The sequence below is a fragment of the Ralstonia mojiangensis genome (genome assembly GCF_023955645.1).
Taxonomy (GTDB): Bacteria; Pseudomonadota; Gammaproteobacteria; order Burkholderiales; family Burkholderiaceae; genus Ralstonia; species Ralstonia mojiangensis.
Window position 1 is genome coordinate 806,948 of record NZ_JAMXHU010000003.1, and the last position, 25,351, is coordinate 832,298.

Annotated in this window: 26 protein-coding genes; 2 read left to right on the forward strand and 24 right to left on the reverse strand. The window is 55.4% G+C overall.

The window, feature by feature from the left end; genetic code table 11:
• Window positions 1-250 precede the first annotated feature (250 nt).
• On the forward strand, window positions 251-1,144 hold the full coding sequence (locus tag NG898_RS15960) for a GumC domain-containing protein (protein ID WP_252693332.1): 894 nt from the start codon (window positions 251-253) through the stop codon (window positions 1,142-1,144).
• A 206-nt stretch (window positions 1,145-1,350) separates the two neighbouring features.
• Here the strand turns inward: NG898_RS15960 and NG898_RS15965 are convergent, their stop codons facing one another.
• From NG898_RS15965 to rfbB, 17 genes are all read right to left on the reverse strand, one after another.
• On the reverse strand, window positions 1,351-3,327 hold the full coding sequence (locus NG898_RS15965) for a polysaccharide biosynthesis protein (protein ID WP_252693462.1): 1,977 nt from the start codon (window positions 3,325-3,327) through the stop codon (window positions 1,351-1,353).
• A gap of 19 nt (window positions 3,328-3,346) precedes the next feature.
• Window positions 3,347-3,919: a NeuD/PglB/VioB family sugar acetyltransferase gene (locus NG898_RS15970; RefSeq protein ID WP_252693333.1), complete on the reverse strand. Its 573-nt coding sequence runs from the start codon at window positions 3,917-3,919 to the stop codon at window positions 3,347-3,349.
• On the reverse strand, window positions 3,919-4,479 hold the full coding sequence (locus tag NG898_RS15975) for a sugar transferase (protein WP_252693334.1): 561 nt from the start codon (window positions 4,477-4,479) through the stop codon (window positions 3,919-3,921). Before NG898_RS15975 ends, NG898_RS15970 begins: the two co-directional genes overlap by 1 nt.
• On the reverse strand, window positions 4,463-5,419 hold the full coding sequence (locus NG898_RS15980) for a UDP-glucose 4-epimerase family protein (RefSeq protein WP_252693463.1): 957 nt from the start codon (window positions 5,417-5,419) through the stop codon (window positions 4,463-4,465). Before NG898_RS15980 ends, NG898_RS15975 begins: the two co-directional genes overlap by 17 nt.
• Window positions 5,420-5,451: 32 nt before the next feature.
• Window positions 5,452-6,582 (reverse strand): non-hydrolyzing UDP-N-acetylglucosamine 2-epimerase, encoded by a 1,131-nt coding sequence (gene wecB, locus NG898_RS15985; RefSeq protein ID WP_252693335.1) that lies wholly within the window; start codon window positions 6,580-6,582, stop codon window positions 5,452-5,454.
• Window positions 6,575-7,585, reverse strand: coding sequence for a polysaccharide biosynthesis protein (locus NG898_RS15990; RefSeq protein ID WP_252693336.1), 1,011 nt, complete (start codon window positions 7,583-7,585; stop codon window positions 6,575-6,577). The genes wecB and NG898_RS15990 overlap by 8 nt, the downstream gene beginning before the upstream one ends.
• A gap of 24 nt (window positions 7,586-7,609) precedes the next feature.
• Window positions 7,610-8,464 carry a dTDP-4-dehydrorhamnose reductase family protein gene (locus tag NG898_RS15995; protein WP_252693337.1) on the reverse strand — a complete coding sequence of 285 codons (855 nt, stop codon included), beginning with the start codon at window positions 8,462-8,464 and terminating at the stop codon, window positions 7,610-7,612.
• 47 nt (window positions 8,465-8,511) lie between these two features.
• Entirely contained in the window at window positions 8,512-9,747 is a 1,236-nt protein-coding gene (locus tag NG898_RS16000) for a glycosyltransferase family 4 protein (RefSeq protein ID WP_252693338.1), read from the reverse strand.
• A 10-nt stretch (window positions 9,748-9,757) separates the two neighbouring features.
• Window positions 9,758-10,981: a glycosyltransferase family 4 protein gene (locus tag NG898_RS16005; RefSeq protein ID WP_252693339.1), complete on the reverse strand. Its 1,224-nt coding sequence runs from the start codon at window positions 10,979-10,981 to the stop codon at window positions 9,758-9,760.
• Between the two features lie 18 nt (window positions 10,982-10,999).
• Entirely contained in the window at window positions 11,000-12,112 is a 1,113-nt protein-coding gene (locus tag NG898_RS16010) for an EpsG family protein (RefSeq protein WP_252693340.1), read from the reverse strand.
• Between the two features lie 25 nt (window positions 12,113-12,137).
• Window positions 12,138-13,385 (reverse strand): O-antigen translocase, encoded by a 1,248-nt coding sequence (locus NG898_RS16015; RefSeq protein ID WP_252693341.1) that lies wholly within the window; start codon window positions 13,383-13,385, stop codon window positions 12,138-12,140.
• Window positions 13,386-13,394: 9 nt separating this feature from the next.
• Window positions 13,395-14,537, reverse strand: coding sequence for a dTDP-4-amino-4,6-dideoxygalactose transaminase (rffA, locus tag NG898_RS16020; RefSeq protein ID WP_313904449.1), 1,143 nt, complete (start codon window positions 14,535-14,537; stop codon window positions 13,395-13,397).
• Window positions 14,534-15,172, reverse strand: a complete 639-nt coding sequence (locus NG898_RS16025) for a GNAT family N-acetyltransferase (protein ID WP_252693343.1) — start codon at window positions 15,170-15,172, stop codon at window positions 14,534-14,536. Before NG898_RS16025 ends, rffA begins: the two co-directional genes overlap by 4 nt.
• A gap of 202 nt (window positions 15,173-15,374) precedes the next feature.
• A complete protein-coding gene (gene rfbC / locus NG898_RS16030) occupies window positions 15,375-15,938 on the reverse strand; it encodes a dTDP-4-dehydrorhamnose 3,5-epimerase (RefSeq protein ID WP_252693344.1) in 564 nt (187 codons plus the stop codon).
• The gene (gene rfbA, locus NG898_RS16035) at window positions 15,938-16,816 is read right to left on the reverse strand and encodes a glucose-1-phosphate thymidylyltransferase RfbA (RefSeq protein ID WP_252693345.1); all 879 of its coding nucleotides are present in this window, start codon (window positions 16,814-16,816) and stop codon (window positions 15,938-15,940) included. Before rfbA ends, rfbC begins: the two co-directional genes overlap by 1 nt.
• 11 nt (window positions 16,817-16,827) lie before the next feature.
• The gene (gene rfbD / locus NG898_RS16040) at window positions 16,828-17,745 is read right to left on the reverse strand and encodes a dTDP-4-dehydrorhamnose reductase (protein WP_252693464.1); all 918 of its coding nucleotides are present in this window, start codon (window positions 17,743-17,745) and stop codon (window positions 16,828-16,830) included.
• A complete protein-coding gene (rfbB, locus tag NG898_RS16045) occupies window positions 17,735-18,799 on the reverse strand; it encodes a dTDP-glucose 4,6-dehydratase (RefSeq protein ID WP_252693346.1) in 1,065 nt (354 codons plus the stop codon). The genes rfbD and rfbB overlap by 11 nt, the downstream gene beginning before the upstream one ends.
• A 209-nt stretch (window positions 18,800-19,008) precedes the next feature.
• Between rfbB and NG898_RS16050 the strand changes: the two genes are divergently transcribed.
• Window positions 19,009-19,863: a symmetrical bis(5'-nucleosyl)-tetraphosphatase gene (locus NG898_RS16050; protein WP_252693347.1), complete on the forward strand. Its 855-nt coding sequence runs from the start codon at window positions 19,009-19,011 to the stop codon at window positions 19,861-19,863.
• Window positions 19,864-19,872: 9 nt separating this feature from the next.
• Here the strand turns inward: NG898_RS16050 and NG898_RS16055 are convergent, their stop codons facing one another.
• The 7 genes from NG898_RS16055 to NG898_RS16085 form a co-directional block, all read right to left on the reverse strand.
• Window positions 19,873-20,670, reverse strand: a complete 798-nt coding sequence (locus NG898_RS16055; protein WP_252693348.1) for a lysophospholipid acyltransferase family protein — start codon at window positions 20,668-20,670, stop codon at window positions 19,873-19,875.
• A complete protein-coding gene (locus NG898_RS16060; protein ID WP_252693349.1) occupies window positions 20,657-21,934 on the reverse strand; it encodes a dihydroorotase in 1,278 nt (425 codons plus the stop codon). The genes NG898_RS16055 and NG898_RS16060 overlap by 14 nt, the downstream gene beginning before the upstream one ends.
• Before the next feature lie 8 nt (window positions 21,935-21,942).
• Window positions 21,943-22,914, reverse strand: a complete 972-nt coding sequence (locus tag NG898_RS16065; RefSeq protein WP_065856972.1) for an aspartate carbamoyltransferase catalytic subunit — start codon at window positions 22,912-22,914, stop codon at window positions 21,943-21,945.
• 64 nt (window positions 22,915-22,978) lie between these two features.
• Complete coding sequence (gene pyrR, locus NG898_RS16070; RefSeq protein ID WP_252693350.1) at window positions 22,979-23,497, reverse strand: bifunctional pyr operon transcriptional regulator/uracil phosphoribosyltransferase PyrR; 519 nt, start codon at window positions 23,495-23,497, stop codon at window positions 22,979-22,981.
• Window positions 23,494-23,925: a Holliday junction resolvase RuvX gene (ruvX, locus tag NG898_RS16075; RefSeq protein ID WP_252693351.1), complete on the reverse strand. Its 432-nt coding sequence runs from the start codon at window positions 23,923-23,925 to the stop codon at window positions 23,494-23,496. Before ruvX ends, pyrR begins: the two co-directional genes overlap by 4 nt.
• A complete protein-coding gene (locus tag NG898_RS16080) occupies window positions 23,918-24,490 on the reverse strand; it encodes a YqgE/AlgH family protein (protein ID WP_012435022.1) in 573 nt (190 codons plus the stop codon). The genes ruvX and NG898_RS16080 overlap by 8 nt, the downstream gene beginning before the upstream one ends.
• A 97-nt stretch (window positions 24,491-24,587) precedes the next feature.
• A complete protein-coding gene (locus tag NG898_RS16085) occupies window positions 24,588-25,334 on the reverse strand; it encodes a pseudouridine synthase (RefSeq protein ID WP_252693352.1) in 747 nt (248 codons plus the stop codon).
• Window positions 25,335-25,351 lie beyond the last annotated feature (17 nt).

Genomic DNA, 25,351 nt, shown 5'->3' on the forward strand with positions numbered 1-25,351 from the left:
TAACGTGCGACACATAGCAAGGGATGAGTCATAGTGTCGTAGCAACTCGGCAATCTATCTTTTGCGAACGCCTCTCTAATCCGCCACCGGCGAGTGGACCACCCGAAGCCTCCGAAACTTGCGCCCTTCCCCTCAGCATCGTGGACGCTTGCCCGATGTACCGCCATTACTGCGATGCTCCCCAAGCGCGATCAAGCCGGCGTCGCGAGCCCTCTCAAAAGATAAGTCGGTACAAATGCAAGTTACAATCGTGACCAAGTCATCTATAGAAGAAGCGCCACACATGCCTAGCACGGGTACAGATACCTCTTCTCCAGCATTGAACCCTATTCGCTTACTGGCGAAATCGTTCAAAGCAATTTTCCTAGCGGGTATCGTTGGGGCAGGCGTGGGATTGCTGACCTATCAGATCGTCCATCCTCGTTGGATGGCCAGCATGGTGATCCAGCTTGGGCAAGTATCTGTACCTGACGCCAAAGGCTCGCTTGTCACCCAGCCACTCGAGAATCAATTGACGGCAACCGAGCGGTACAACCTGCCGAGCCTGCGTCTGCAAGTGCTCAAAGCACTTGGATTGCCTGGGCCGGACACAGGCAATAGCGACTCCGACCTAATCTTTAAGTCAATGAAGGCAACGGCTGGTCGAAGCCCAAATGTGATCAATGTTGAGGTCTCGGCCCACTCTCGGGAATCCGCTGCATCGGCGCTGGAAATCGCCCTGAACGTTTTCTCGACCGCGCACCGAAAGCTGTTCGACCAAGCCGTCAGCGATGTTCGAGGCAATCTGGAGATTACTCAACACAAGCTCGCTGCTGCGGAGCGGGACTACGCGCGCGTCAACGAGGTCATCAAATCTGTGGCGACCTCAGGAAGCATAGCAAACGCTGGCTCGCGGGACGTCCTGGCCTCCAATACCATCACGCTAATCAATACGCAGGTGATTGAGTTACGCATGCGGGTTGCCACCTATCAGGATGCACTTGGCCCGCTACGCACGTATCCGACGCAGGAGATGGGCCCGGCCTATGTTCCTGCACGCCCCACTACGCCCAGCATCGCAGCTTTCATCCTCATGGGCGCCGCAGTAGGCCTGATGCTTGGCGGAAGCTTAGTACTCCTTAGAGAGTCTTTCCGCACCGCATAGTTGCACACCAATAAGCATCGGTGTTTTTACAGTAGCTTGCGGCAGACTCTCGTAGTCGAGGCACTGGACGCGTCTGCAATTTCAGACGCCGAGCCACTCCAACATTGAGTCGGCCAAGCGCGCTATCACCTGAGCATTGATCGCCACAACGTCACGCAGCAACCAACGATTCTCTCGACACGACAGAGTTCTCGCTTCAGCCCTCTTCAGCACCGAACCGGTACTTCGACATCCACTCCAGCGCATACGGCATCCGCCGCTGGCGAGCCATAACCATGCACATGCTCGGCCAGAATAAGCTTGATGGAAGACTCGTCGTTTTCTTCAGCAGCGATTCGCATTTTGACTAGGACGGGAGCAAACAGGGGCCAAGACACATAGTGTTCCCGAGCTTTCATGATGCGTTCGTGGATAGTGCCCTCGGGGTTGTCACCGATCAGCAACTCCTCGTAAAGCTTTTCGCCCGGCCGTAGTCCCGTGACCTTGATTTCGATATCCCCGGCGGGGTAATGGTCATCTCGTACCGTCAGACCGGAAAGTTGCACCATACGCCGGGCCAGATCCATGATCTTGACCGGTTGGCCCATGTCTAGCACAAAGACTTCGCCGCCATGCGCCATTGCACCTGCTTGCAACACGAGTTGTGCTGCTTCAGGAATCGTCATGAAATAGCGAGTCACTTCTGGATGAGTCACCGTGAGCGGGCCACCTTCCTGCAATTGCCTACGAAAAAGCGGGACGACGCTACCACTGCTGCCGAGTACGTTACCGAAGCGGACCATCGCAAACACCGTGCGATTCGGAATCACCTCCAGGGAATCGCCGTTTAGAAGGCCGAAGTTCACAGCGTCACTTGCTGCGAGCGCCTGCAACACTAGTTCAGCCATTCGTTTTGAAGCGCCCATGACATTGGTGGGCCGAACAGCCTTGTCGGTGGAAACCAGAACGAAATACCCTACTTGGCTCTCCGTGGCGGCGCGCGCCATATTGAGCGTACCGAAGACGTTGTTCAGTACTCCTTCCGATGGATTGCACTCTACAAGCGGGACATGCTTATAGGCAGCGGCGTGATATACCGTTTCTGGCCGATGCAGGTGGCAGATCTCGCGCAAACGCTCCAAGTTCGCTACGCTAGCCAGCAACGGTACGATCTCCACACATAGTTGGTGTTCCGTACGCAAGCCCTCCAACTCTCGGTGAATGCTATAGAGCCCAAACTCGTTATGCTCGACCAGCAACAGTTTGTGCGGTCGCTGCAGCATGATCTGGCGACACAGCTCACTGCCGATACTGCCACCCGCCCCGGTAACGAGCACCGTCTTATTGGCAAGATTGCGTGCCATCAGCGCTTCATCGGGTGGTACCGGAGCACGCCCCAACAGGTCTTCGACGTCTAGCTCTTGGAAGTCTCGCACGGTGACACGGCCAGAGGCGAGATCGACCATGCCAGGCAGCGTACGGACGTGCACTGGTAGTTCGCGCAGCTTGGCAATGATTGCATTGCGCCGCGCTTGCCCTAGCGAAGGCACCGCGAGCAGGATATCGGTCACGCCCATGCGTTCCACAGCATCTGGCACATCTTCCGGCGCGAGGATATCCAGCCCATTGATGGTACGCCCGACCTTGGATTTATCGTCATCAACAAAACCGAGCAGTACGAACTCACGCACCACTGTAAGCGCTAAAGCCGTCTGCACGCCTGCCTCACCAGCCCCATAGATCAGCAGGCGGCCGAGACCATGATGACGCCCCTTGCCCAATTGACCTGCCAACCAAAACCGAGCCGTCGCCCGGGTGGTACTGACAAGCAGCAAGAATATGATGGGCTGTATCAGGCCGACACTTCGTGGCACCCCATCCCACTTGAACAAAAGGATGGCAAGGAAGAACAGGGCACCATACAGGCCCGTTGCCTTGGCGGTGCTGGCCAAGGCGGACATACCTGTATAGCGAAAGATGGCGCGGTAGAGACCAAACCGCACGAATATCGGAAAGGCAAGCAGAGGCGCCAGTATGTAGACGTACATCTGCTGTTGTTGCGGAAGACCTACTTGATCAATTCGGAGGTAGTACGCAATCCAGACAGAAATCACTGCCAGCACCAAGTCCAGTGCCACGACAACAAAGCGCTTGGCAGGACGCGGCAGAGCGAGCAAGGGTGCCGCTGATCTATGGAATAGCATCTTGGAAATCTTCAATCCCTCATTTCGCATGCAATGCGTGGCCCGGTTCTAGCACGGCCCACGCTGCAACCTTGACGCCATAGCCCAAAACAGAGCCGGCTTGCATCCAGGCTCCATGCCCCAGAACCGAGCCCCCCGCCATAGCAGCGTTGACACCCAAGTGCCCAAAACTCTCGACTCGGCAATGGTGGTCAACCACCGCTCCGCAGTTAACGATTGCCCCCATGCCTAGTTCGGCCTCGGTCCCGACGATCGCGCTCGCCATGATGGCACTTCCCGCTCCGATCACCGCGCTGGGCGATACGATAGCTCGAGGGTGCACGACGGTCGCTAACTCAAAGTTGGCTGCATGAAGCTGGCTGCACAGCCTCTCCCGCAAATCGTTCTTGCCAATCGCTACAATGGCTGCATCAGCCAGATCGCGATACTTCGCTAGATCGGATAGGGTTCCCAACACCGGCCAAGCCCAAACCTGCTGCGCTTCGGTGCCGTCATCGACAAAACCTACCAGCACGAACTGGCCTGCGGCATGTACGGCCTCCGCGACCGAGCGGCCGTGCCCGCCTGCCCCAACAATTAGCAGTCGCTTCATCAGTGAGCCACTCCGTCCCTACGCAGCACTTTTACAAACGTCATCCAAAGCACCCGGATATCGAACAACAACGATTGTCTTTGCATGTACTCGACATCCAGCCTCACCTTCTCAGGAATCGGCAATTCATCTCGCCCGTTTACTTGGGCCCAGCCCGTCAGCCCAGGCACCAATGTATCCACACCGAACTTGGTGCGCAAAGCGATCAGGTCGTCTTGATTGAATAGTGCCGGTCGCGGACCTACGAAGCTCATATCTCCTGCCAAAATGCTCCACAGTTGCGGCAGCTCATCCAAACTCGTCTTGCGCAAGAAAGGGCCAATGGGTGTCAGGTACACCTTCGGATCGGTCAGCAAATGCGTAGCCATGGCTGGCGTACCGACTCGCATGCTACGAAACTTTGGCATACGAAAGATCCTATTGCCACGGCCAACCCTTTCCGACCAGTACAGCGCAGGCCCCTTGGAGGTGAGGCGCACGGCCAATGCAACAAGCACAATGGGTAGCGCCAAGACCACAGCAGCGCACAATGCCAATACCAAATCAAACAGACGCTTCACGTGTGTAACCCTCAGCAGCCTTCTTCAGACCCTCATCAACCGTCTCGCGGGGTTGCCATCCCAATACCTCGCGCGTCTTCGTGATGTCCACTTGCAACGACCCGCACAATCGCTGTGCGATACCCGGCCGTCCCACGAGAATCGCCGAGAGCTTGAGTAGACTGGCCGGTACCGGGACTAAACGGGCCGGCCGCCCCAAAGCTTTCCCCATTCGCTGCAACAATTCTGTAGTTGATACATCGTCACCATCAGATACCAGAAACGTCTGATTCGCCGCTCCTGGATGGCTGACACAAACAGCAATCAGATCCACTAGATTGTCGAGTGACACCAGACTGCGACGGTTGTGTATGGCGCCCAATGGCAACGGCACTCCCCGTCCCAACCAGCGCATCATTGCCTGGAAGTTGGCTCTCACCCCTGGGCCGTAGACCAGCGGCGGGCGAATGATCACTATCTCCATGCCGGTCTGCGCAGCTAGTTCAACTAACCCTTGCTCGGCCTCCGCTTTCGAGACGCCGTATGGATCGAGCGGAGCAGGCGCATCATCTGCTGTAAAGGGATGGCCGGGCGTTGTCGCCTCTCCATTGACCTTAACGGAGCTGATAAAGACGAAGCGCTTGACCCCGAATGTCGCAGCTTGCTTGGCAAGTGCTAACGTTCCTTGCACGTTGACGCAGCGAAACTCTGCAAGCGGATCCTCGGATTTGTCCGCCATGACGTGAACACGCGCGGCAGCGTGGATCACCACGTCCACCCCCTGCAAAGCTGATGTCCAATCGCTATCGGATGCCAACCGCTCGACTTGTACTTGCTCGACCGCGTCGGGTAACAGCGAACTCTTTTGCCGGACTGCCGCCCGCACTGAGTGCTTACGTTGTGCGAGCAGATCAACCAACGCTCGACCAACAAATCCAGTTGCCCCCGTCACCAAAATCATGCTTTGAGAAGCTTCCCGCATATCGAACGAATTCAGGCCTTGCGCCAAACCTTTCTGTTTACAAAGTCGGTGTAGCTGAGAATGATCCGCAGCATCTTGTCCGACACATTGTCAGGCTGATAGTCCTTCACGATATTCAGCAGGCGATCATGACCCCTGGGCTGCGCGGCCAGCACCTCCACGCCCTGCAACACCCGGCTGACATTAAAACCCACAAACATGACTGCAGCCTCTTCGAAACCTTCCGGACGCTCGTGCACCTCACGTAAATTCAACGCGGGGAAGTTGAGAATGGAAGACTCTTCCGTGATCGTCCCGCTATCGGAAAGCACAACACGCGCCTCGGTTTGGAGACGGATGTAATCCAGAAATCCGAAGGGCTTGTGAAACTGCACCAGCGGATGCGCCTCGAGTCCGAGCGCCTCCACCCGCTTTCGTGTGCGCGGGTGCGTAGAGACAATAATCGGCAGCCCATACTGCTGCGCCAACGCATTCAGCACGCCAAAGAGGCGCTTCAGATTGTGAGGCGAATCGACGTTTTCCTCTCGATGAGAGCTCACGACGAAATAGCGATGGCTCTCTAAACCAAGACGCATAAGCACATCGGAGTTATTGATCCCCTCGCGATAGTGCTCGAGCACCTCGCGCATCGGGCTTCCGGTCTTGATGATCTGATCGGGTGGAAGACCCTCACGGAGCAGATGTTCGCGTGCAATCTCACTGTACGTCAGATTGATATCAGCGGTGTGATCAACGATACGTCGGTTGATTTCTTCCGGCACCCGGAAATCGAAACATCGATTTCCAGCCTCCATATGGAAAATCGGAATTTTGCGGCGCTTGGCTGAGATGGCGGCGAGACAGCTATTCGTATCCCCAAGCAACAACAATGCGTCAGGCTGATATTGCTCCATCATCTTGTCGGATGCCACGATCACCTGACTGATGGTTTCTGCCGCCGACCCTCCTGCTGCCTCAAGAAAAGCATCAGGCTTCCGGATGGCTAGATCATTAAAGAAAACCTCATTGAGTTCGTAATCGTAATTTTGACCCGTATGGATCAGAACATGATCACAATATCGATCCAACTTATCGATCACGCGAGAAAGCCGAATAATTTCCGGTCGCGTACCGACAATTGTCATCACCTTCAATTTATGCATTGACCGCATCCTGAACAATATCAAGGCTCATCAACACCTGCTTCACCTCAGGCACCGTCAATCGTTTAGTGTTATGGGATGTGTAGTCATCAATTTCAGAGATCTGCGTCTCGCCTTCAACAAAATACTTGTTGTAGTTGAGATCCCGGGAATCCGCGGGAATTCTATAGTAATCCCCCATGTCATCCGCTCGCGCCATCTCCTCGCGCGACACCAGGGATTCGTACAATTTTTCACCATGCCGCGTACCAATGATCTTGATCGCGTTCTCGGCGCCCAGCAATTCCTTCAATGCAAGCGCCAAATCGCCAACCGTCGATGCCGGTGCCTTTTGCACAAAGATATCGCCAGGTTTTGCGTTTTCGAACGCGTACAGCACCAGATCAACCGACTCCTCCAAGGACATGAGGAAGCGTGTCATGCTAGGGTCGGTGATCGTCATAGGCTTGCCCGATCGAAGCTGTTCAAGGAACAGCGGGATGACCGAACCGCGCGAAGCCATAACGTTACCGTATCGAGTCGCACAAAGAATCGTTTTGTTCGGATCGCATAGACGCGATTTTGCGACCATGACCTTCTCCATCATCGCTTTGGAAATACCCATCGCGTTGATCGGGTACACAGCCTTGTCGGTGCTGAGCACAACGCAGCGCTCCACTCCGTTGGCAATCGCAGCGCGCATGACGTTTTCCGCACCACATACGTTCGTACGCAATGCCTCCATCGGATAGAACTCGCAGGACGGAACCTGCTTCAGTGCTGCAGCATGAAATACGTAGTGCACGTCCCGCAGAGCATCGTGTACAGCGTCATACTCACGGACGTCGCCAATATAGAACTTGACTTTGTCGTTCTTCAATGCAAGCCGCATGTCTTCCTGCTTCTTCTCATCGCGACTGAAGACACGAATTTCCGCAAAATCGGAATGCAGAAACCGATTGAGAACTGCGTTACCGAACGACCCGGTACCACCGGTAATCAACAAAACCTTATCTTTGAACATATTACCCTCGATCAATATTCCAAATTAACCAAACTCACGCATCCGACGTACCAGCTCCGGCCATTCAGCAGATTGATAGCCAGTAGCCTGCGTAAATCTGGTTGAATCGAGAGATCGATCAATTATCAGCGTAGCATCAGGCTCAATCTCTATCTCTTTGCCATAGGCTTGTGCAACCAAGTTAAGCAAGTCGTACTTATTGATCGGCTTTGCTGATACGTGGTAAAGCCCCCGCAATTCCGGATATGGAATGACATAATCCCGAATGACTCTGGCCAACTCCACGGTCGGTAGCCCAGAAAAGATTGCCTTCGTAAAACCCTTGACCTTAACCTTCTGAGCAAGGAACCATCCGATCAGGCTCGTCGCACGTGCCAATTCATGCCCGATAATCGATGTTCGCAAAGTAATGGCGTGGGGGTAGTCCACTTCACCGAGATACTTGCTGCGCCCATAAAGATCCTTGGCATCCGATGTATCCGCTTCGATGTACATGCCTTTGGTGCCGGAGAATACGCAATCGGTGCTGACGTGCACCAAGCGGGCGCCTGCCACATCGCAAAGACGTGCAAGCCTGTGAGGCAACAGCGAATTGATGGGAATGGCTGTCAACGGATCGTCTGCCTCTGCGATCTGCTTGACGACACCGATGCAGTTGATCACGACATCAGGGCGCATTTGGGCAAAAGTGAGGGTCAGGCTATCCACCTGCTCCACGTCGACGCCGCTGATCACTTGAGCCGCAAGCGCATCGGGGAGTAGCCGAAGGGAGCCAGGGGAACGCACAGCCCCCATAACGTCAAATCCCGGGCTTTCAGCAAACAAGCGGAACACTGCGTTACCCAGCATGCCCGAGGCACCGAGCACCAATACCTTCATTTTTCTTTCTAACATCTTCGCTCTGCCATTAAACGTTGTAGCACGTACTAGCCTGCTGTGGCGTCCAGCTTCTCGCCTGCTTTGGCAGACAAGACACGAACGAGCCTTTCAGCAAGCAACTCCGGAGAGAAGTTTCGCTGATAGTATGAACGCCCTCGTTCCGCCATCTGCTCCAAGTCGGAAGGCGACATGTTACGCAATTGGCGAACAGCATCCGCCAACGCTTGGGCGTCCTGTGCCGGACATCCGACGCCCGCCCCCGACTCAACTACAACCCGCGCACCCTCCCCATCCATACATGCAATGATGGGGCGACCAGCGGCTAGATAGGCCTGCACTTTGCTTGGCACCGTCTGGCTCATGATCGGATCCCTCACCAAACTCACGAGCAACGCGGACGCCTGAGCCAGTATCGCAGGCATGTCGGTAGACGCGAACCTGCCTAGTATCCTCGCATTGTCAAGGCCCAGTCGCTGAATCTCTCGCTGCAGCCACTCACTGCGGCTACCGCTACCAATGAACACAAAGCGCACATCTGGGTCATCCCTTAGCAGTTGCGCTGCGGCAAGCACTGTATCCAGCGCTTGTACCGTGCCGAGGTTTCCGGCGAACACGATGTTGAAGCCTGCCTCCAATTCCAGCGGCGAGATTCTATCGTCTTGCGAAGTGGAAAATGCCAGCTCTCCCGGATTGGGGTGATAAATTACTGGTGTGCAGCCAGCCATCTCGCTCACCGGCTTAACGAAGGCGTGGGATTGCACCAACAACAGATCATTTCGCCTATAGATCCACCTCACCGCACAGGCTACTGCGTTCAGGATTCGCTGGTTACGAACAAAACCCGTCGCCCGCAAACTCTCCGGCCAGAGGTCCTGCACCCAGGTAACTAGCCTTGCCCTCTTGATCCATTTAAGCCAAATTGCCGGTATAGCCTGAAGTATCGGGGACGGTGCGTAAACGAGAACGACATCAAACTGTTGACCACGCAACAACCACGGCCCAAACAAGGTCGCGGAAACCACAAACGAGAGGTAGTTGGCGACCAAGCGCATACCCGACCCTCGCCCACGCGGTATCATCGGTACGCGCAGAATAGTTACCGCATTGCGTCGCTCGGAACGCAGCGAGAACGCCTTATATCCCTTCTCGATCACGCCACTTGGATAATTTGGCTGCCCGGTCAGCACGGTTACTTTGCATCCAAGACCAGAAAGGGATTCCACCACCTCATTAATGCGGAAAGTCTCGGGCCAAAAATACTGCGACACCAGTACAACTCGCAAGCCACTCTCACTAGTCCGCATGATCGAATCTACTCCTCAACGCTTGTGGACCAAATCGAAATATCGACCAAAAAAACGAAGCCAATGCACGCCAGCGGTTAAAGGAGTAATCAAACTTCGGCGGCGTATTCGACATTCTCAAAAACTCGAGAGAAGTGTTCCGAAGATCAAACTCCAGCGCTTTTTTTCTATGCTCCCTCGATAGTTCTTCGTACTCGCCGTCACTGAGCTTTATCAGATTTTCAAACAGATCAGTTATTGGCATTCTAACATCGGTGGCTAATTGCTCGTTGTAGGATGCACCATTCACACTGGAGAAAAATCCACACGAATGCGGGGTCTTAATCGACTCGATTCCAACGATGGAAGGCACGCCCGCGGCCGAAGCCTCTATGATCGAGGTCCCCGATCCGACAAAACAGAAACAACCGCTCAGTACCTCCGGTAGCCTTTCATATTCAATCTTCCCCATAAAGTGTACGTAATCGGCCACTCCGCAGTCCTTAGCGATTTGCTCCAAAACGGCCTTTTCCGGGCCATCGCCGTAGACGTAGTACTCACACTCCCCAAATTTTCTGATTGCGGACAACTGGGTAATGACATGTCGGTTATACGTTTTGAAATCCACGAGCCGACCAACTGAGACGATCTTCAGCGACTTTCTAGCGGGAGTACATGCTTCATATTTTGATAAATCGACCCCGAGAGGAAGCACGTGCATCCCATTCGCGCCGACCCCGGCGAGATCCGCCGCAAGCTCCGCCACCCCGTCACTTGGAAACAAGGAAAGTTTCACGTTCTGGTCGTACAGACCGAGCAACTTACGTCGAAAATACGTTGATTTATCACGCCACCAAGTCAACTCCTTGGCATGATAGATACCGATGCTGAGACTCTTTGCCTGAATTACCTCCCTGTTCAAGAAAACAAACCCCAATGTCAGCATATCCACAACGTGGACAATGTCATACTCTTCTCGCGTTCCGTGGCCGAACGGAATAAATGCATTAATCCAACTCGATGCCGATAGGAAACCAGCATGCTCTACGGTCAACACGCGCGCATGCCCCCTCAGTTCCAACATCAGTCGATGATCGAACTTCCCCGAGAGCAAGATGACATCCACGGCGCAACCTGTTTGCGCCAGCACCTTGGACAATCGCACCACATAGGTTTCAACACCGCCCATGGCGAGTCCGCCAAGCACAAACAAAATCTTACGACTTCCGCTCATTCCCAGAAACTCCGCTAATTAACCGAAATACGGTACACCGCCGCTCCACCCCGTGCTAACGTAGAGATTGAGGCTTAGCGTCAATGCGGCGAGAATGAATGTCAATACGTACCCCAATTTTCTACCCAAAAAAAACTCGAACATCAACGGCATAACAATGTACTCAAACATGGATATTGCCGCATATCCCCGTCCCGCCAAAATTGCGAAATCCCCAAACATTATTCTAAACAATGCCGCGCCAAGAAAAAAATAGAAGCAAAATTGAAATTTGCTATCAAATCTCTTCAAATTTTCCCAATAGACCAAACCGAAGGCTATTAGAATCATGTTCCTAACGTTGACAACGTCAAACAAGGACAGCTCGTAGTTGTATTCTTGAGCACCGCCATAAAGCGCCATTTTTTCGCTTAGAAAATCGACTCCAATTAGCGGCGTTACCACCTTCGATAGGTCGATAGACATCGACAAAATAACAACACCAAGCGAGAGGAATATCAGCATCCTTCGCTGCGGGGCTAACCAGATCAAGATAGCCGGCAAAAAAGCAAGTGCCGCACTAACGTGTATGCTTGTCGCAAAAAGAACAAGCGCCACAAACAAAGCGTGCCGCCCCTTATACAAGTACTTTGCCGCAAAGAAAGCAATTGCCGTAGCCAAGCCGATACGAATCGCATTCAATTCTTTCGCCAAGTAGAAATGGCAGAAATAGATCAGAACACTTCCACAGAAAGTCCTTGAAAAAAACTGAATCGATTTGAGATTAAAAAAGACCGCAATCAGCGCCGCAAAGAAGAATAAGGTAAGATGCCCATCCCCCAACAAATGAAGAATTGATAAAAATTCGAAAAAACCGACTTCAACATTAATTTCCTTGTAATCATATCCGCACAGCAAGTCAACACAATCGATTACATTAGGAATCTTCGAAAAAATCGTTACGTATGCCTCATCATCACTGCCCACACCAACTGACCTGAAGGCTGCCAGCATGACGAGAGCGAGCAAACTCAGCAGCAAAAGGGAATCTACCTTTGCGGAGTAGTTGCCCAGTCCATTGCTGCCAGACCTCTCCAATAGGCCCAAAAAAAACAGAAACAGGAGAACAAGAAAGAATGGGACGAAATCCATTTTCGGTCTCTGCCGTATGAAAAATCTAATCCTTTCTCCAGCGCACGAAAACAAGCACCGCCACAAAGAAATAGATCATATAGTTCACCATGTAAGCCAAGAAAACAGATTGCAGCGGCTGCAAATACATACCAAAGAGTATGGCTAATCCAAAGAAACCAACACTCTGCACGATTTCCGCCACTATATATAGCTTTGCCGCAGCCTTCGCGACTGCGATATAGCCGAACACATAAGCACCTGCTTTAAAAAAATCCCCGATCAGTTGAAATACAATAAAGTCTCGGAGATCCGAAAAATTGCTTGACAGCAACAGCGATATAAAGAAATCCCGAAAAAAATAGAAAACTGCAGCCCCCCCGACGAACAACAACGAGATCACAACCAATGCTCGCCAGGCATACTTCGCGACTTCCCCCTTATCCTTCACCGCAGACACGAGCGGAACGAAGTAATAAGCCAGAAAAATACTGAAAAAATTCAAATAGGCACTTGAAAGCTTCACAGCACCCTGCCATATTCCGGTCGAATGATATCCGGCATACCGGATCAATCGATCTCGGATGGCTATCTCAATCACTGGAAAGGCAATCACGCTGGTCGCGATCATTACGGTATAAAGCAGCAGACTGCGGACATGCGGCTTAGCTGCATCCAACCGAATCCAAGCAATTTTGAACCTTGAGAGGTAAAAGGCGACGTAGGCGGGTAGAAACTGTGCGCCAAGAACTACCAGTATCCCTATTGCCGCACCAACAATACCAAATAATCTCAACAACAGGTATGCAATTGGCAGACCAATAACATTGCCAACAATCTGAATCTTCGCGACGGCCCGTACCTCACCGAGGCCTGTGGCAACCCCCGTCACTAAATTGGCAAATGCGAAACAAAACTGAAATAATGCCGATAAAATGATGATCCATCGCAGTTCCGGCGATCCAAAAATAACCTGAGATATAACCCCCGAGAAAGACATCCCCAGGATCATAATTACTAAAGACGCGATACAGGAATACACTACTGCGGAATTGACGAATTCCGACAATTTTTTTTTCGCCCCTTTATACTCGGCTACATACTTAATGACCCCATTCGTTACTCCACCGCCCGCGAGCATGGACACGATCGTGGTCAAACTCATGAAGTTACCGAGCGCCCCCAAACCCGCTGCTCCAAGGTAATAGGCAATCATTTTCAGTAACACAAAACCTGCCAGAACCTTGGAAAGCTGAGCGCAACCAGTTAAGAGAGCCGAGTATGCGGTTCGCATAAATATAGCTCAAGCTCCGCATTTCTTGTTTTTGCAGTGATCAATGATGATTTGGCAGATATAATCCACATCGTCATCCGACAGGTCGAAGTACAGTGGCAAGCGAACCAAACAATCAGAGAAACGATCGCTGTTCGGCAATGGACGCCCATCATGGCGCTCTTTGAAGTAGGGGCTGTTGTGTAAAGACAGATAGTGGAATACTGCCATGACGCCTGCGCTCTTCAATGTGGCAATCAAATCAGTGCGCTGGCGCAGATCATTACACACCAGATAGAACATATGGGCATTGTTCGTTGCCCATTCCGGGATATTTGGCATCCCAATGCCCATTTCAGGCAGTACATCCTTCAGGTTCTTCCAATACCTGGACCAAATGGTTTTTCTGCGAACCTGAATAGCATCCAGATTTTCCAACTGCGCAAAAAGATAGGCAGCGACAATATCTGATGGCAAGAAAGAGGACCCAACTTCTACCCAACCGTATTTATCTACCTCGCCGCGGAAAAAAGCACTTCGATTGGTGCCTTTCTCTCGGATTATTTCAGCACGAGCAATATAACGCTCATCATTTATGCTGAGTAAGCCACCTTCACCGGCAATAATATTCTTTGTTTCGTGAAACGAAAACGCCCCCAATACCCCGATGCCGCCTAGCGGCCTACCTTTGTAGTAAGAATCGATCGCTTGCGCGGCGTCCTCCACCACAGCGATATTATGTCGCGATGCGACATCCATAATTCCATCCATATCACAAGCAACCCCTGCATAATGCACCACAACGATTGCTTTAGTGCGAGGAGTAATCAGTGATTCGATCAATTGAAAATCAATATTCGGATTGTCAATCGCGCTGTCGGCAAATACCAATTTTGCTCCGCGCAGTACAAATGCGTTCGCGCTTGAAACAAACGTAAAAGAAGGCACAATTACCTCGTCACCCTCTCGAATATTCAGCAGCAGCGCAGACATTTCCAACGCGTCAGTACAAGACGTCGTTAACAGTGCTCTCTTGAAACCGAAGTGGCGCTCAAAGAAACTATGGCATTTTTTTGAAAAAAGACCATCTCCGGCGACCTTGCCCGCCAAAGCGGCCTGAGCAATGTATGCAAGTTCACGACCGTGGAGATAAGGCTTGTTGAATGGAATCAATTTCGTAGCCATATATGAAAAGTATAGAAACTGTTAAGTGGTTCAAGCCCAGCCCGGCACCAATTCTTCTGAACAGGAGCGTTATTTATCTGAGTGGAGGTCAGAAATGATGGCGCATGATTTTCAACGCCCCAGTTCTGCGCTAATCTCATAAGCGCCATATGAAGCCCATTGTTCCGATACTTGGGTGATACGCCGAAGAGTACGCCCTCGTAGCGAGCTTCATCTAGCCGCTTCAAAGTGGCAAATGCAGCTACTTCAACCCCTGATTTAACTAAAACAACAGCATTCGCTACACCTTGATCTACACAGGAACTCCTCGCCCAAGACGCATAGACGGCGTCACAATCATGCCGTTCAAGGTGCGGATCGGCGTGATAGTGGCCAAAATAGCCCTTGAAAGCACTCTCTGCCGCTTGTTCGACGAGTTCAGCGTCCCCTTCGTCCGCCAGACAAGCACGAAATCCTGTAGGTAGTTCCACCTTGTATTCTTCTACTTGCTTTTTTTCGTAGTAGATCAAGGTATCAGCCAACATTGCACCAAACCTTTCGAGTTCTTGGGCCAATGCAATATCAATTGTTGGCAACCGGACGATCAGCAATTCCGCCTGTAGCGCTCTCGCTTGGGCAATCAATTCAACAACCGAGTCTCCTCGCCGAATTCTCGATTTCGCGGTGGTCACCCCAAACCGAGACTTGTCGATTGCCGATAGACTTATCTCCATATACCCTCTCAAAGAGCAGAAGCTTCCAACGATCTTACTCTAGTGCTAGAGGCAGGTTAGAGGCTTCTATCACATCACTTTCCGTCTTGATGATTACAACTTCGGGCGAACTTCATTTTCCTTTCGACCATGCGTATGCACTGAATTTTGATCCGTTTAGATCCTTGTCCGAGAGCTGAGGAGCTGTGATCCCATGCTCTTTAAATGGCCACGAAATATTCAAAATGGGATCATCCCATTTGATACAACGCTCGAACTGCGGTGCATAGTAATCGGTGGCTTTGTAAAGAAGATCCGCAACATCAGAGATAACAAGATAGCCGTGCGCGACCCCGGCAGGCGCCCAGACCTGTCGGCGGTTCTCCTCAGTCAACTGGGTTGCAACCCAGCGGCCAAAAGTCGGTGAATCCGCACGAATGTCAACGACCACGTCAAATACAGCACCTCGCACCACTCGGATGAGCTTCCCCTGCGGCTGCGTAACTTGGTAGTGAAGACCTCGCAGCACGCCCTTATGGCTTCGACTTTGATTGTCCTGGACGAATACTTCGGCAATGCCCGTAGCCTCGCGAAAAGCCCTTTGATTAAAACTCTCATAGAAAAAACCACGAGAATCTCCAAACACCTCGGGTTCGATAATCAGCATCCCGCGAATGTCTGTGGGTACGACTTTCATCACGCGCCGTCTTCTCTTAACAAGCCGAGCATGTATTGGCCATACCCGTTTTTAGCCAGCGGGTAGGCTAGCTTCTCAAACTGTTCGGCCGTAATGAATCCTTGGCGCCAAGCAATTTCTTCTGGACAAGCGATCTTCAACCCTTGACGATGCTCGAGTGTGGCAATGAACTGCCCCGCCTCCAGCAAACTTTCGTGCGTACCAGTGTCTAGCCACGCATAACCTCGGTGCATGATCTGCACGTCGAGTTCACCTTTCTCAAGATATGCCTGGTTGACGGCCGTGATTTCCAGTTCACCACGTGGACTTGGTTTCACGTTCTTCGCTATATCCACCACTTGGTTATCGTAGAAATACAGACCTGTCACTGCGAACTTACTCTTCGGAGTAGTAGGTTTTTCTTCAATACTGCTAACCCGCTGATCGGCATCAAATGCAACTACCCCGTACCGCTCTGGATCATTCACGTGGTAGGCAAAAACTGTTGCGCCGATTGTTTTCTGGTTGGCACGCTTTAGCATATTCTGAAAATCGTGACCATAAAAAATGTTATCACCCAACACAAGCGCACTATGCCCACCATCCAGAAAATTCTCTCCAATAATAAACGCTTGTGCTAGGCCATCTGGACTTGGCTGCACTGCATACTCAAGATTCATACCCCATTGATGGCCGTCTCCAAGCAACTGCTGAAAACGAGGAGTATCCTGTGGCGTGCTAATAATCAAAATATTGCGTATACCCGCTAGCATCAGAGTGGACAGTGGGTAATAGATCATCGGCTTATCGTACACCGGCAGCAGCTGCTTGCTAATTGCCAAAGTAACCGGATGCAATCGAGTACCGGAGCCGCCGGCGAGAATAATACCTTTGCGCATGATGGGTGATCTCAGAGAAGAATCTGCTCAAGCAGATGATGTATGCCAGACTGCCAATCTGGGAGATGCAGCCCAAATGTCTGGCGCAATTTGTGTGTATCCAGACACGAATTTTCGGGTCGTGTGGCAATGCGCGGATATGTGGATGCTGGAACTGCCTCAATTCTGGCGGGGTTGATCTTCATATCGACACCAAGTGCTGCCGCATAGCGAAGCAACTCAACCGAATAACCATGCCAACTGACTTCGCCTGCCGCCGCCAAATGGTAGACCCCTGCAGGGAACGACGTCCGCTCCCCCCCTAGCCAGAAACGACTGATGATTTGTGCCGTCACATCGGCGACTAGAGATGCCGTTGTTGGGGCACCGACCTGATCAGCGACAACGCTCAGGTTTGACGACTCACGACTTCGCTGAAGTATGGTTTTAACGAAATTGTTGCCGTGAGCACCCGCGATCCAACTGGTTCGCAAAACAAGCGCCGGGGGGGCGGCCGCCGCAATTGCCTCCTCGCCAGCCAGTTTACTTTTGCCATAAACGGATAGAGGATTGGCTGGATCAGTCTCAACATAAGGCTCTGCCTTCCTACCGTCGAACACATAGTCAGTGGAGTAATGCACCAACAGGCTGCCGAGTGCACTTGCCTCTTCTGCAAGAACACCAGCTGCGATACCGTTGACAGCATAGGCTGTCTCAATATCCGACTCGGCACCATCCACATCGGTATAGGCTGCGGCGTTGACAATCACATCTGGGCATACGCTACGCACAACGCGACGCAAGTCATCCAAGCACAAGTAGTCGCATTGGCTTCGGTCTAGGGCAATGACGCGGCCGAGCGGTACTAGGCTACGGCGCAGTTCGAATCCAACTTGGCCATTGCCCCCTGTAACTAGAAGCGTCGGAGCCGCCGTCACGTTATGCCGTATATTGGGTGGCAAGCCAGTTCCGGTACTCGCCAGACATCACATCCTGCACCCAAGCTTGATTGTCCAAGTACCAATGCACAGTCTTGCGCAGTCCGGTCTCGAACGTCTCGGCAGGTTTCCACCCCAGCTCACGCTCCAACTTGCGGGCATCGATCGCATAGCGACGGTCATGGCCGGGGCGATCCTTCACGAACGTGATCTGGTCTCGGTAAGAGCCACTTACCTTCGGTTTGAGTTGGTCCAACAGGTCGCACAGCGTGTGCACAACCTCAAGATTGGTCATCTCGTTCCAGCCGCCAACGTTGTAGGTTTCACCCAGACGGCCCCGCGCCAGCACTTCGCGAATGGCGGCGCAATGGTCGCCAACGTAAAGCCAGTCCCGCACGTTCTGGCCGTCACCATAAACCGGGAGCGGCCTCCCGCCGAGCGCGTTCGCGATCATCAGCGGAATCAGCTTTTCGGGAAAATGGTATGGACCGTAGTTGTTGGAACAGTTCGTCGTGAGAACCGGCAAGCCATACGTATGGTGATAAGCGCGCACTAGATGATCGGATGCGGCTTTGGATGCCGAATATGGGCTATTTGGCGCATACGGTGTGGTTTCCGAAAACTGCGCATCATCGGGACCGAGCGAGCCGAACACCTCGTCGGTCGAAACATGGAGAAATCGGAATATAGCCTTGGCGTCGGTATCCAGCCCGCCCCAGTAGGCGCGCGCAGCCTCCAGCAAGGTGAACGTACCAACGATGTTGGTCTGAACGAATTCGCTCGGCCCGTGGATCGACCGATCGACGTGGCTTTCTGCTGCAAAGTGCACCACAGCGCGCGGCTGGTGTTCGAGAAACAGACGATCCAAAGCGGCGCGATCACAAATGTCTGTCTGCGAAAAAATATGACGCTGATCGCCCTCAACCGGTGCTAGCGTTTTACGATTGCCGGCATACGTCAGCTTGTCGACGTTAACAATGCCGTCAGCATTGGGATCCGCCAGCCAGTTCAGAACGAAATTGCCGCCAATGAAGCCGGCACCCCCGGTGACCAGAATATGGGACAAACTGTGTACTCCTTGACACGGACATTCGCACGCGTTAAATCCGCTCTCCATCCCAGTGGGAATCCACGGACGTGCTAACAATGGTAAGAAGTCGCGTATTCTATCCGACCCCCAGACATAGCCTGTCAAAGCGGCCGATCTTTTTGTAGCGCGTTGTAACACTTGAGACCGAGACGCCTCATACTCGCTGAATGCGTGGTTAACCGCACATGAAAGTAGTAGCTAACCCTCCGCACGCCATCGGCGACCTCCAAGGCTGCTGCTCCCCTCTCCAGTCGCTGCTCGCCGCCCTACCCGCCAACACCCCCCTCCGCTTCGTCGGCGACCTCATCAACCGCGGCCCCGAGTCGCTCGCCACGCTGCGCCAAGTCATCGCGCTTTGCGAAGCAGGACGCGCACGCACCGTCCTGGGTAACCACGACATCCACCTACTGGCCGTAGCTGCAGGCGTCCGAAAACCCGGCAAGCGAGACACGATCGCCGACATCCTCTCCGCCCCCGATAGCGACCAGCTCATCACATGGCTACGCCACCAGCCGCTGGCCATCTTCGAAAACAGCTTCCTGATGGTGCACGCCGGCGTCCTGCCGCAGTGGACAACAGGCGACGTACTGGAGCTGGCCGGTGCAGTGGAGCGCGAACTTCGCAGCCCACATTGGAAAACCTTCCTGGCCGACGCCTTCGGCAACCATCCGGACACGTGGAGCAACGATCTCGTCGGTATGGACCGCCTGCGCCTGACCATCAACGCCCTGACACGCCTACGCTTCTGCAAGCCCGACGGCACGATGGAATTCGAGACAACGGATGCCGATGGCGCGCCGGATGGCCACATGCCGTGGTTCGACGTGCCGGGCCGCCGCACGCGAGGCACGCCAATCGTGTTTGGGCATTGGTCTACGCGCGGACTGGTGATGCGCGACGATGTGATGGGCCTGGATACCGGCTGCGTCTGGGGCGGCAAGCTGACAGCGGCAAAGCTGTCGTTGGCGCCAGCCGGGCGTGACGTGATCCAGGTGGATTGCGAGCAGGCGCAGGACCCGCTCGCGCACAAAAAGAAATAGCCGTTTGACCTAGCCCGCGCGAGCGATCAGGGTCGCAACGGCTTCCTGGCTATGTGCGGCCAGCGCACGACGGTCCATCTCGGGGGCCACGGCGGGGCCCACAAACACTTCCACCACCAACGGCGGCCCGTTCAGCATGGCGTTGATCGTGTCCATCATCGACAGATCACCGATATACGCTGGAATGGTCGTCAACTCACCCGTCTCGGCAATGCGATAGCGCAGCGCCACCGGGCGGATGGGTGCGCCAGCGCTGACGGGCGCCTGAAACAGGTTGGCGTGGAACGGCAGTAGTTGCAGCCCGTCAGACGTCGTGCCCTCGGGGAACACGCAAATGGCATCCCCCGAACGCATCGCATCTGCAATGACGTGCATGATGCGATGCGCATCGCGCTTACGGGCGCGCTCGACAAACAGCACGCCCGTCTGCGCGCATAGCCAGCCAATCACCGGCCAGCCGCGAATCTCCGATTTGGCGACGAAGCGCGGCGGATACCAACTGTTGATCGCGTAGATGTCAATCCACGACACGTGGTTGGACACCAGCATGGAGCCAGCCAACTCCTTGCCCGCGACCGGCTCGCCATGCACGACGAGCGAGACGCGGAACAGCGCGAGCAACTTGCGCGACCAGCGCTGAATCAGCGCCTGCTTCGTCTCAGGCTTTACCCACCAGAACAGTAGCGCGCACGTGATAAGACCTTCTGCCAGATGCACGAGCAAACGCAGCTTGCGCAGCACATGCTTGCGCTGCGGCGTGCTCCCCTCGGCGGGCGCGCCTGCCATGCGTTGATCAATGCCCGTCATAGGCAAGATGGCCTGCAACCATCGTGGCGCGTACGCGGCCAGCCAGCTCGAAGCCCAGGTACGGCGAGTTCTTGCCTTGGCTGCGCAGCGTGCGCGGCTCCAGCTTCCATGTCGCATCCGGATCGAACACGCACACGTCGGCCATCGCACCTACCTCCAGCGAGCCCGCATGCAGACCCAGCACGCGGGCGGGTTCGCTCGTGATGCGGGCCAGCGCCTTCGGCAATTCGACCTTGTGCTCGGCGGCCCAGCGCAGCGTGAGCGGCAGCAGGGTTTCTAGGCCGGTCGCACCGGGCGTGGCTTCGGCGAAAGGCAGCAGCTTCTCGTCGTCGTCCACGGGCGTGTGGTCCGAGCAGATTGCGTCGATAGTGCCGTCGGCCAGCGCGCGCACGATACCGTCACGATCGCGGCCCGAGCGCAGCGGCGGTACAAAGCGCATCTGCGAATTGAAGTAGCCGATGTCGACGTCGGTCAGAGAAATATGGTGGACGTTCACATCGCACGTCACCGGCAGGCCTTCGGCCTTGGCGCGACGCACGAGGTCGATGCCCGCAGCAGACGACAGGCGGCAAAGATGCACGCGCGCACCCGTGCTGCGCATCAGTTCGAAGATGGTGTGCAGGCGCACGGTCTCGGCCATCACCGGCACACCGGACAGGCCCAGGCGCGAAGCCAGCGGGCCGCTTGCAGCCACGCCACCCTTGCCCAGATACGGATCTTCCGGGCGCAGCCAGACGGTAAAGCCGAAGGTCTGCGCATATTGCATCGCACGCATCAGCACCTGCGTATCGATGATCGGCGAGTCGGCTTGCGAGAAGCCCACGCAGCCGGATTCGGTCAATTCGGCCATCTCGGTCAGCACCGAGCCCTTCAAACCGACAGTGAGCGCACCGAGCGGATACACGTGCGCCTGATTCAGGTTGCGCGCGCGGAACTTGAGCATCTCGACCAAGCCGGGTTCGTCCAGCACTGGGTCGGTGTCCGGCGGGCACACGAGCGAGGTCACACCGCCGGCCATGGCCGCCGCCATTTCCGACTCGAGCGTGGCCTTGTATTCGAAGCCCGGCTCGCGCAGGCGAGCGGACAGGTCAATCAGGCCCGGGCAAACAACCAAGCCCGTCGCGTCGATGGTCTTGTTGGCATGAAAATCCGCCGGCGCGTGGCCGACACCGACCACCTTGCTCGCCGCGATGTACAGATCCTGTTGTGCGTCGATACCGTTAGCCGGATCGATCAGGCGGCCGCCTTTGATATGCAGTTTCATTGCTTTTCTTAGTCGTTGTTGCCAGCCACAATGCCCATGACCGCCATGCGCACGGCGATGCCGAACGTCACCTGATTCAGGATCACCGATTGCACGCCGTCTGCCACAGCGGAGTCGATCTCCACGCCGCGGTTCATCGGGCCGGGGTGCATGACGATGGCGTCCGGCTTGGCCAGCGCCAGGCGCTCCTGTGTGAGGCCGTAGGCCTTGAAGTATTCCTGCGCCGAGGGCAACAGCGCGCCGCTCATGCGTTCGTTCTGCAGGCGCAGCATGATGACCACATCCACGCCTTTCAGGCCCTCTTCCATGTTGTGGAAGACGCGCACACCCATGTGCTCCAGCCCGCCCGGGAGCAGCGTACGCGGACCGATGGCGCGCACTTCGGCGCAGCCCAGCGTCGTCAAAGCGTGGATGTCGGAACGCGCCACGCGCGAGTGCAGGATATCGCCGACGATCGCCACCGTCAGGTTGGAGAAGTCCTTCTTGTAGTGGCGGATGGTGTACATGTCGAGCAGCCCCTGCGTCGGGTGCGCATGACGGCCATCGCCCGCGTTGATCACGTGCACGTGCGGCGCGACGTGCTCCGCGATCAGGTACGGCGCACCGGAACTGGCGTGGCGGACGACGAACATGTCCGCCTGCATCGCCGACAGATTGTTGATCGTGTCGAGCAGCGACTCACCCTTGCTGGTGGACGACGCGTTGATGTTCAGGTTGATCACGTCCGCCGACAGCCGCTTGGCTGCGATCTCGAACGTGGTGCGCGTGCGCGTGGAGTTCTCGAAGAACAGGTTGAACACGCTCTTGCCACGCAGCAGAGGTACCTTCTTCACCTCGCGGTCGGAATCCGACACGGAGACGAACTGCTGCGCGGTGTCCAGAACGTGCGTGAGGATGTCGCGCGACAGCCCCTCGATCGACAGCAGGTGCTTGAGCTCGCCGTTTTTCGTGAGCTGCGGGTTGGCGAAAGTCTTGGGCATGAGAAACGAAAGGCGACGAGGTCAGTACAGGTCAGGTCAAAGCGGGTGCGGTGCGCGCTTGAAATCAGGTGCCCTTGGGCTCGCGCGTGAAGGTGAAGCGCGCGGCAGCGCCCTCGCCGGCTTCGCTCAGCACGAGCGATTCATCGGCGGGCAGCGTGATGCGTTCTCCGATGTAATCCGGCGCAACAGGCAGTTGGCGTTCACCGCGGTCGACCAATACGGCAAGCTCCACCGCCGCCGGGCGGCCGTAGTCGAACAGTTCATTGATGGCCGCGCGGATGGTGCGACCGCTGGCCAGCACGTCGTCCACCAGCAGGATGCGGCGCTCGTTCACGTCGAACGGCAGCGTGGTCGGTTGCGCCTTGGCGTGCAGGCCTTTCTTGGCGTAATCGTCGCGGTGCATCGCAACGTTGACGACGCCGTAATCGGGCAGGCCAAGGTCATGCGCTAGCCGCTTGGCGATCCAGGCGCCGCCGCTGACAATGCCGGCTACCGACCAGGTGTGGCCGTCGGCCAGCCGCGTGCGCAGTTGTGCAACGAGGCTCTGGTACAGCGCCTCGGCATCGATCTGTTGCGATGTCATGCGTGTTCGTCGAAAAACTGTTGGAGGATGATGCGCGCGGCTTCTGCGTCGAGCACATCGTCGGAGGCACCAGCGTCCTGCGCGGCGATTGACGAATAGCGCTCGTCCACCCAGGTGACCGGCAGGCCATAGCGGCCGTGCAATTGATTGCCGAAGCGCTTGGCGAGCTTGATCATCGGCTGCTCTTCGCCGTCGGGGTGGACGGGCATGCCGACTACAAAGCCGACCGGCTGCCATTCGCCCACAAGCCGCGTGATCTGCGCGAAACGGAAATCGACCGAGCGGTTAGGAATGGTTTCCAGCGCCCGCGCCGAGCGCGTAATGGAATTGCCCAACGCGACGCCGATGCGTTTTTCGCCGTAATCGAATGCCAGCAAGGTGCCTTCTGCGGGCACGGAAGGGAGGGCCGGACGCGCCGGCTCAGGCATGCCCTGCCTCGCCCGACAGCATGGCGGGGTTGATGCCCAGCAGGTTTAGCGCCGCGGCAAACCGCTCTTCGGGAGGCACGTTGAAGATGATCTCGGGATCGGCTTGGACAGTCAGCCAGCCGTTGCGGCTGATTTCGTCTTCCAGTTGGCCGGCACTCCAGCCGGCATACCCGAGGGTCAGGATGAAGCGGTGCGGGCCGCCGCCTTGGGCGACGGCTTCCAGCACATCCTTGGAGGTCGTCATTTCCAGCCCGCCCGGCACCGCCAGCGACGACGAATACGCGCCTGTGGCGTCGTGCAGCACAAAGCCGCGCTCGGTCTGCACCGGGCCGCCGTAGTACACGGATTGTTCTGCGAGGGGATGGATTTCGAGCTTGAGGTCGATCTTGTCGAACAGCGTCGCCAAATCGATGTCGATAGGCCGATTGATCACGAGCCCGAGCGCGCCGCGCTCGTTGTGCTCGCACATGTACACGACCGTGCCCGAAAACGTCGAATCCGCCATGCCGGGCATAGCGATCAGGAACTGGTTCGTGAGATTGATGAGTGCGTCAGGCGAGGCCATGAGAGGGAGTTTACCAAAAGCCCCCGGCCGCTGCCCCTCTCATTTGGAGGAATCGGCTCTCGGCGCAAGGTTTTTTGGGATTGCGCATTGTGCCGCTTCAGGCACTTGACCCGCTGGCGTGCGGCGGCGTGGTGTTCAGCGCTTCCAGATCGGCGGCTTCCAGCCAGCGCCACTCGCCGGGCGCCAGATCGCCGAGCGACAAGCCGCCGATGGCGCTGCGATGCAATCCGGCCACGTGGTTGCCGGCGGCGGCCACCATGCGTTTCACCTGGTGGTATTTGCCCTGCGTGAGCGCCATGCGCAGGTGATGCGTGTCTACGCGCTCGGCCCAGGCGGCGGCAACGTTTTCATTTTCGTCGGCCAGCAGCACGCCGGCGTACAGCTGGGTGATCTGCGCATCGGTCACGGGCTCGGCGGTGGTGATTTCATACACCTTGGGCACCTGGTGGCGCGGGCTGGTGATGGTGTGGACGAACTGGCCGTCGTCGGTCAGCAGCAGCAACCCCGTGGTGTCCTGGTCGAGCCGCCCGACGCACTGCACGGCGCGCTCGCGCAGCGGCACCGGCAGCAGCGTGTACACGCTCGGATGATGTTTCGGCTTTTGCGAGCACTCGACGCCAGCCGGCTTGTTGAGCATCAGATAGGCGCGGGCATGGTATGCCCAGCGCTCGCCGTCGACATCCAGCACCAGGCCGGCGGTATCGACCAGCGCATCCGGGCTTTCCATCTCGACACCGTTGATGAAGACCAGACCCGCGAGCACGAGGTCCTTGCAATAGCGGCGCGTGCCGAAGCCCTGGGATTGCAGGATGCGATACAGCGGAAGACGAGAAGAATCAGCCATGACAACAACGTGAACAA

Excerpts from the sequence above, each read along its gene's own strand:
- NG898_RS15965 (WP_252693462.1), bottom strand. The coding sequence starts at position 3,327 with ATGCTATTCCATAGATCAGCGGCACCCTTGCTCGCTCTGCCGCGTCCT.
- NG898_RS16080 (WP_012435022.1), bottom strand. The coding sequence starts at position 24,490 with ATGGCCTCGCCTGACGCACTCATCAATCTCACGAACCAGTTCCTGATC.
- NG898_RS16015 (WP_252693341.1), bottom strand. The coding sequence starts at position 13,385 with ATGCGAACCGCATACTCGGCTCTCTTAACTGGTTGCGCTCAGCTTTCC.
- NG898_RS16055 (WP_252693348.1), bottom strand. The coding sequence starts at position 20,670 with ATGACGGGCATTGATCAACGCATGGCAGGCGCGCCCGCCGAGGGGAGC.
- NG898_RS16010 (WP_252693340.1), bottom strand. The coding sequence starts at position 12,112 with ATGGATTTCGTCCCATTCTTTCTTGTTCTCCTGTTTCTGTTTTTTTTG.
- NG898_RS16050 (WP_252693347.1), top strand. The coding sequence starts at position 19,009 with ATGAAAGTAGTAGCTAACCCTCCGCACGCCATCGGCGACCTCCAAGGC.
- NG898_RS15970 (WP_252693333.1), bottom strand. The coding sequence starts at position 3,919 with ATGAAGCGACTGCTAATTGTTGGGGCAGGCGGGCACGGCCGCTCGGTC.
- NG898_RS16085 (WP_252693352.1), bottom strand. The coding sequence starts at position 25,334 with ATGGCTGATTCTTCTCGTCTTCCGCTGTATCGCATCCTGCAATCCCAG.
- rfbC (WP_252693344.1), bottom strand. The coding sequence starts at position 15,938 with ATGAAAGTCGTACCCACAGACATTCGCGGGATGCTGATTATCGAACCC.
- NG898_RS16005 (WP_252693339.1), bottom strand. The coding sequence starts at position 10,981 with ATGAGCGGAAGTCGTAAGATTTTGTTTGTGCTTGGCGGACTCGCCATG.
- NG898_RS16065 (WP_065856972.1), bottom strand. The coding sequence starts at position 22,914 with ATGCCCAAGACTTTCGCCAACCCGCAGCTCACGAAAAACGGCGAGCTC.
- wecB (WP_252693335.1), bottom strand. The coding sequence starts at position 6,582 with ATGCATAAATTGAAGGTGATGACAATTGTCGGTACGCGACCGGAAATT.
- NG898_RS15980 (WP_252693463.1), bottom strand. The coding sequence starts at position 5,419 with ATGATTTTGGTGACGGGGGCAACTGGATTTGTTGGTCGAGCGTTGGTT.
- NG898_RS15995 (WP_252693337.1), bottom strand. The coding sequence starts at position 8,464 with ATGAAGGTATTGGTGCTCGGTGCCTCGGGCATGCTGGGTAACGCAGTG.
- NG898_RS16060 (WP_252693349.1), bottom strand. The coding sequence starts at position 21,934 with ATGAAACTGCATATCAAAGGCGGCCGCCTGATCGATCCGGCTAACGGT.
- NG898_RS15990 (WP_252693336.1), bottom strand. The coding sequence starts at position 7,585 with ATGTTCAAAGATAAGGTTTTGTTGATTACCGGTGGTACCGGGTCGTTC.
- rfbA (WP_252693345.1), bottom strand. The coding sequence starts at position 16,816 with ATGCGCAAAGGTATTATTCTCGCCGGCGGCTCCGGTACTCGATTGCAT.
- pyrR (WP_252693350.1), bottom strand. The coding sequence starts at position 23,497 with ATGACATCGCAACAGATCGATGCCGAGGCGCTGTACCAGAGCCTCGTT.
- ruvX (WP_252693351.1), bottom strand. The coding sequence starts at position 23,925 with ATGCCTGAGCCGGCGCGTCCGGCCCTCCCTTCCGTGCCCGCAGAAGGC.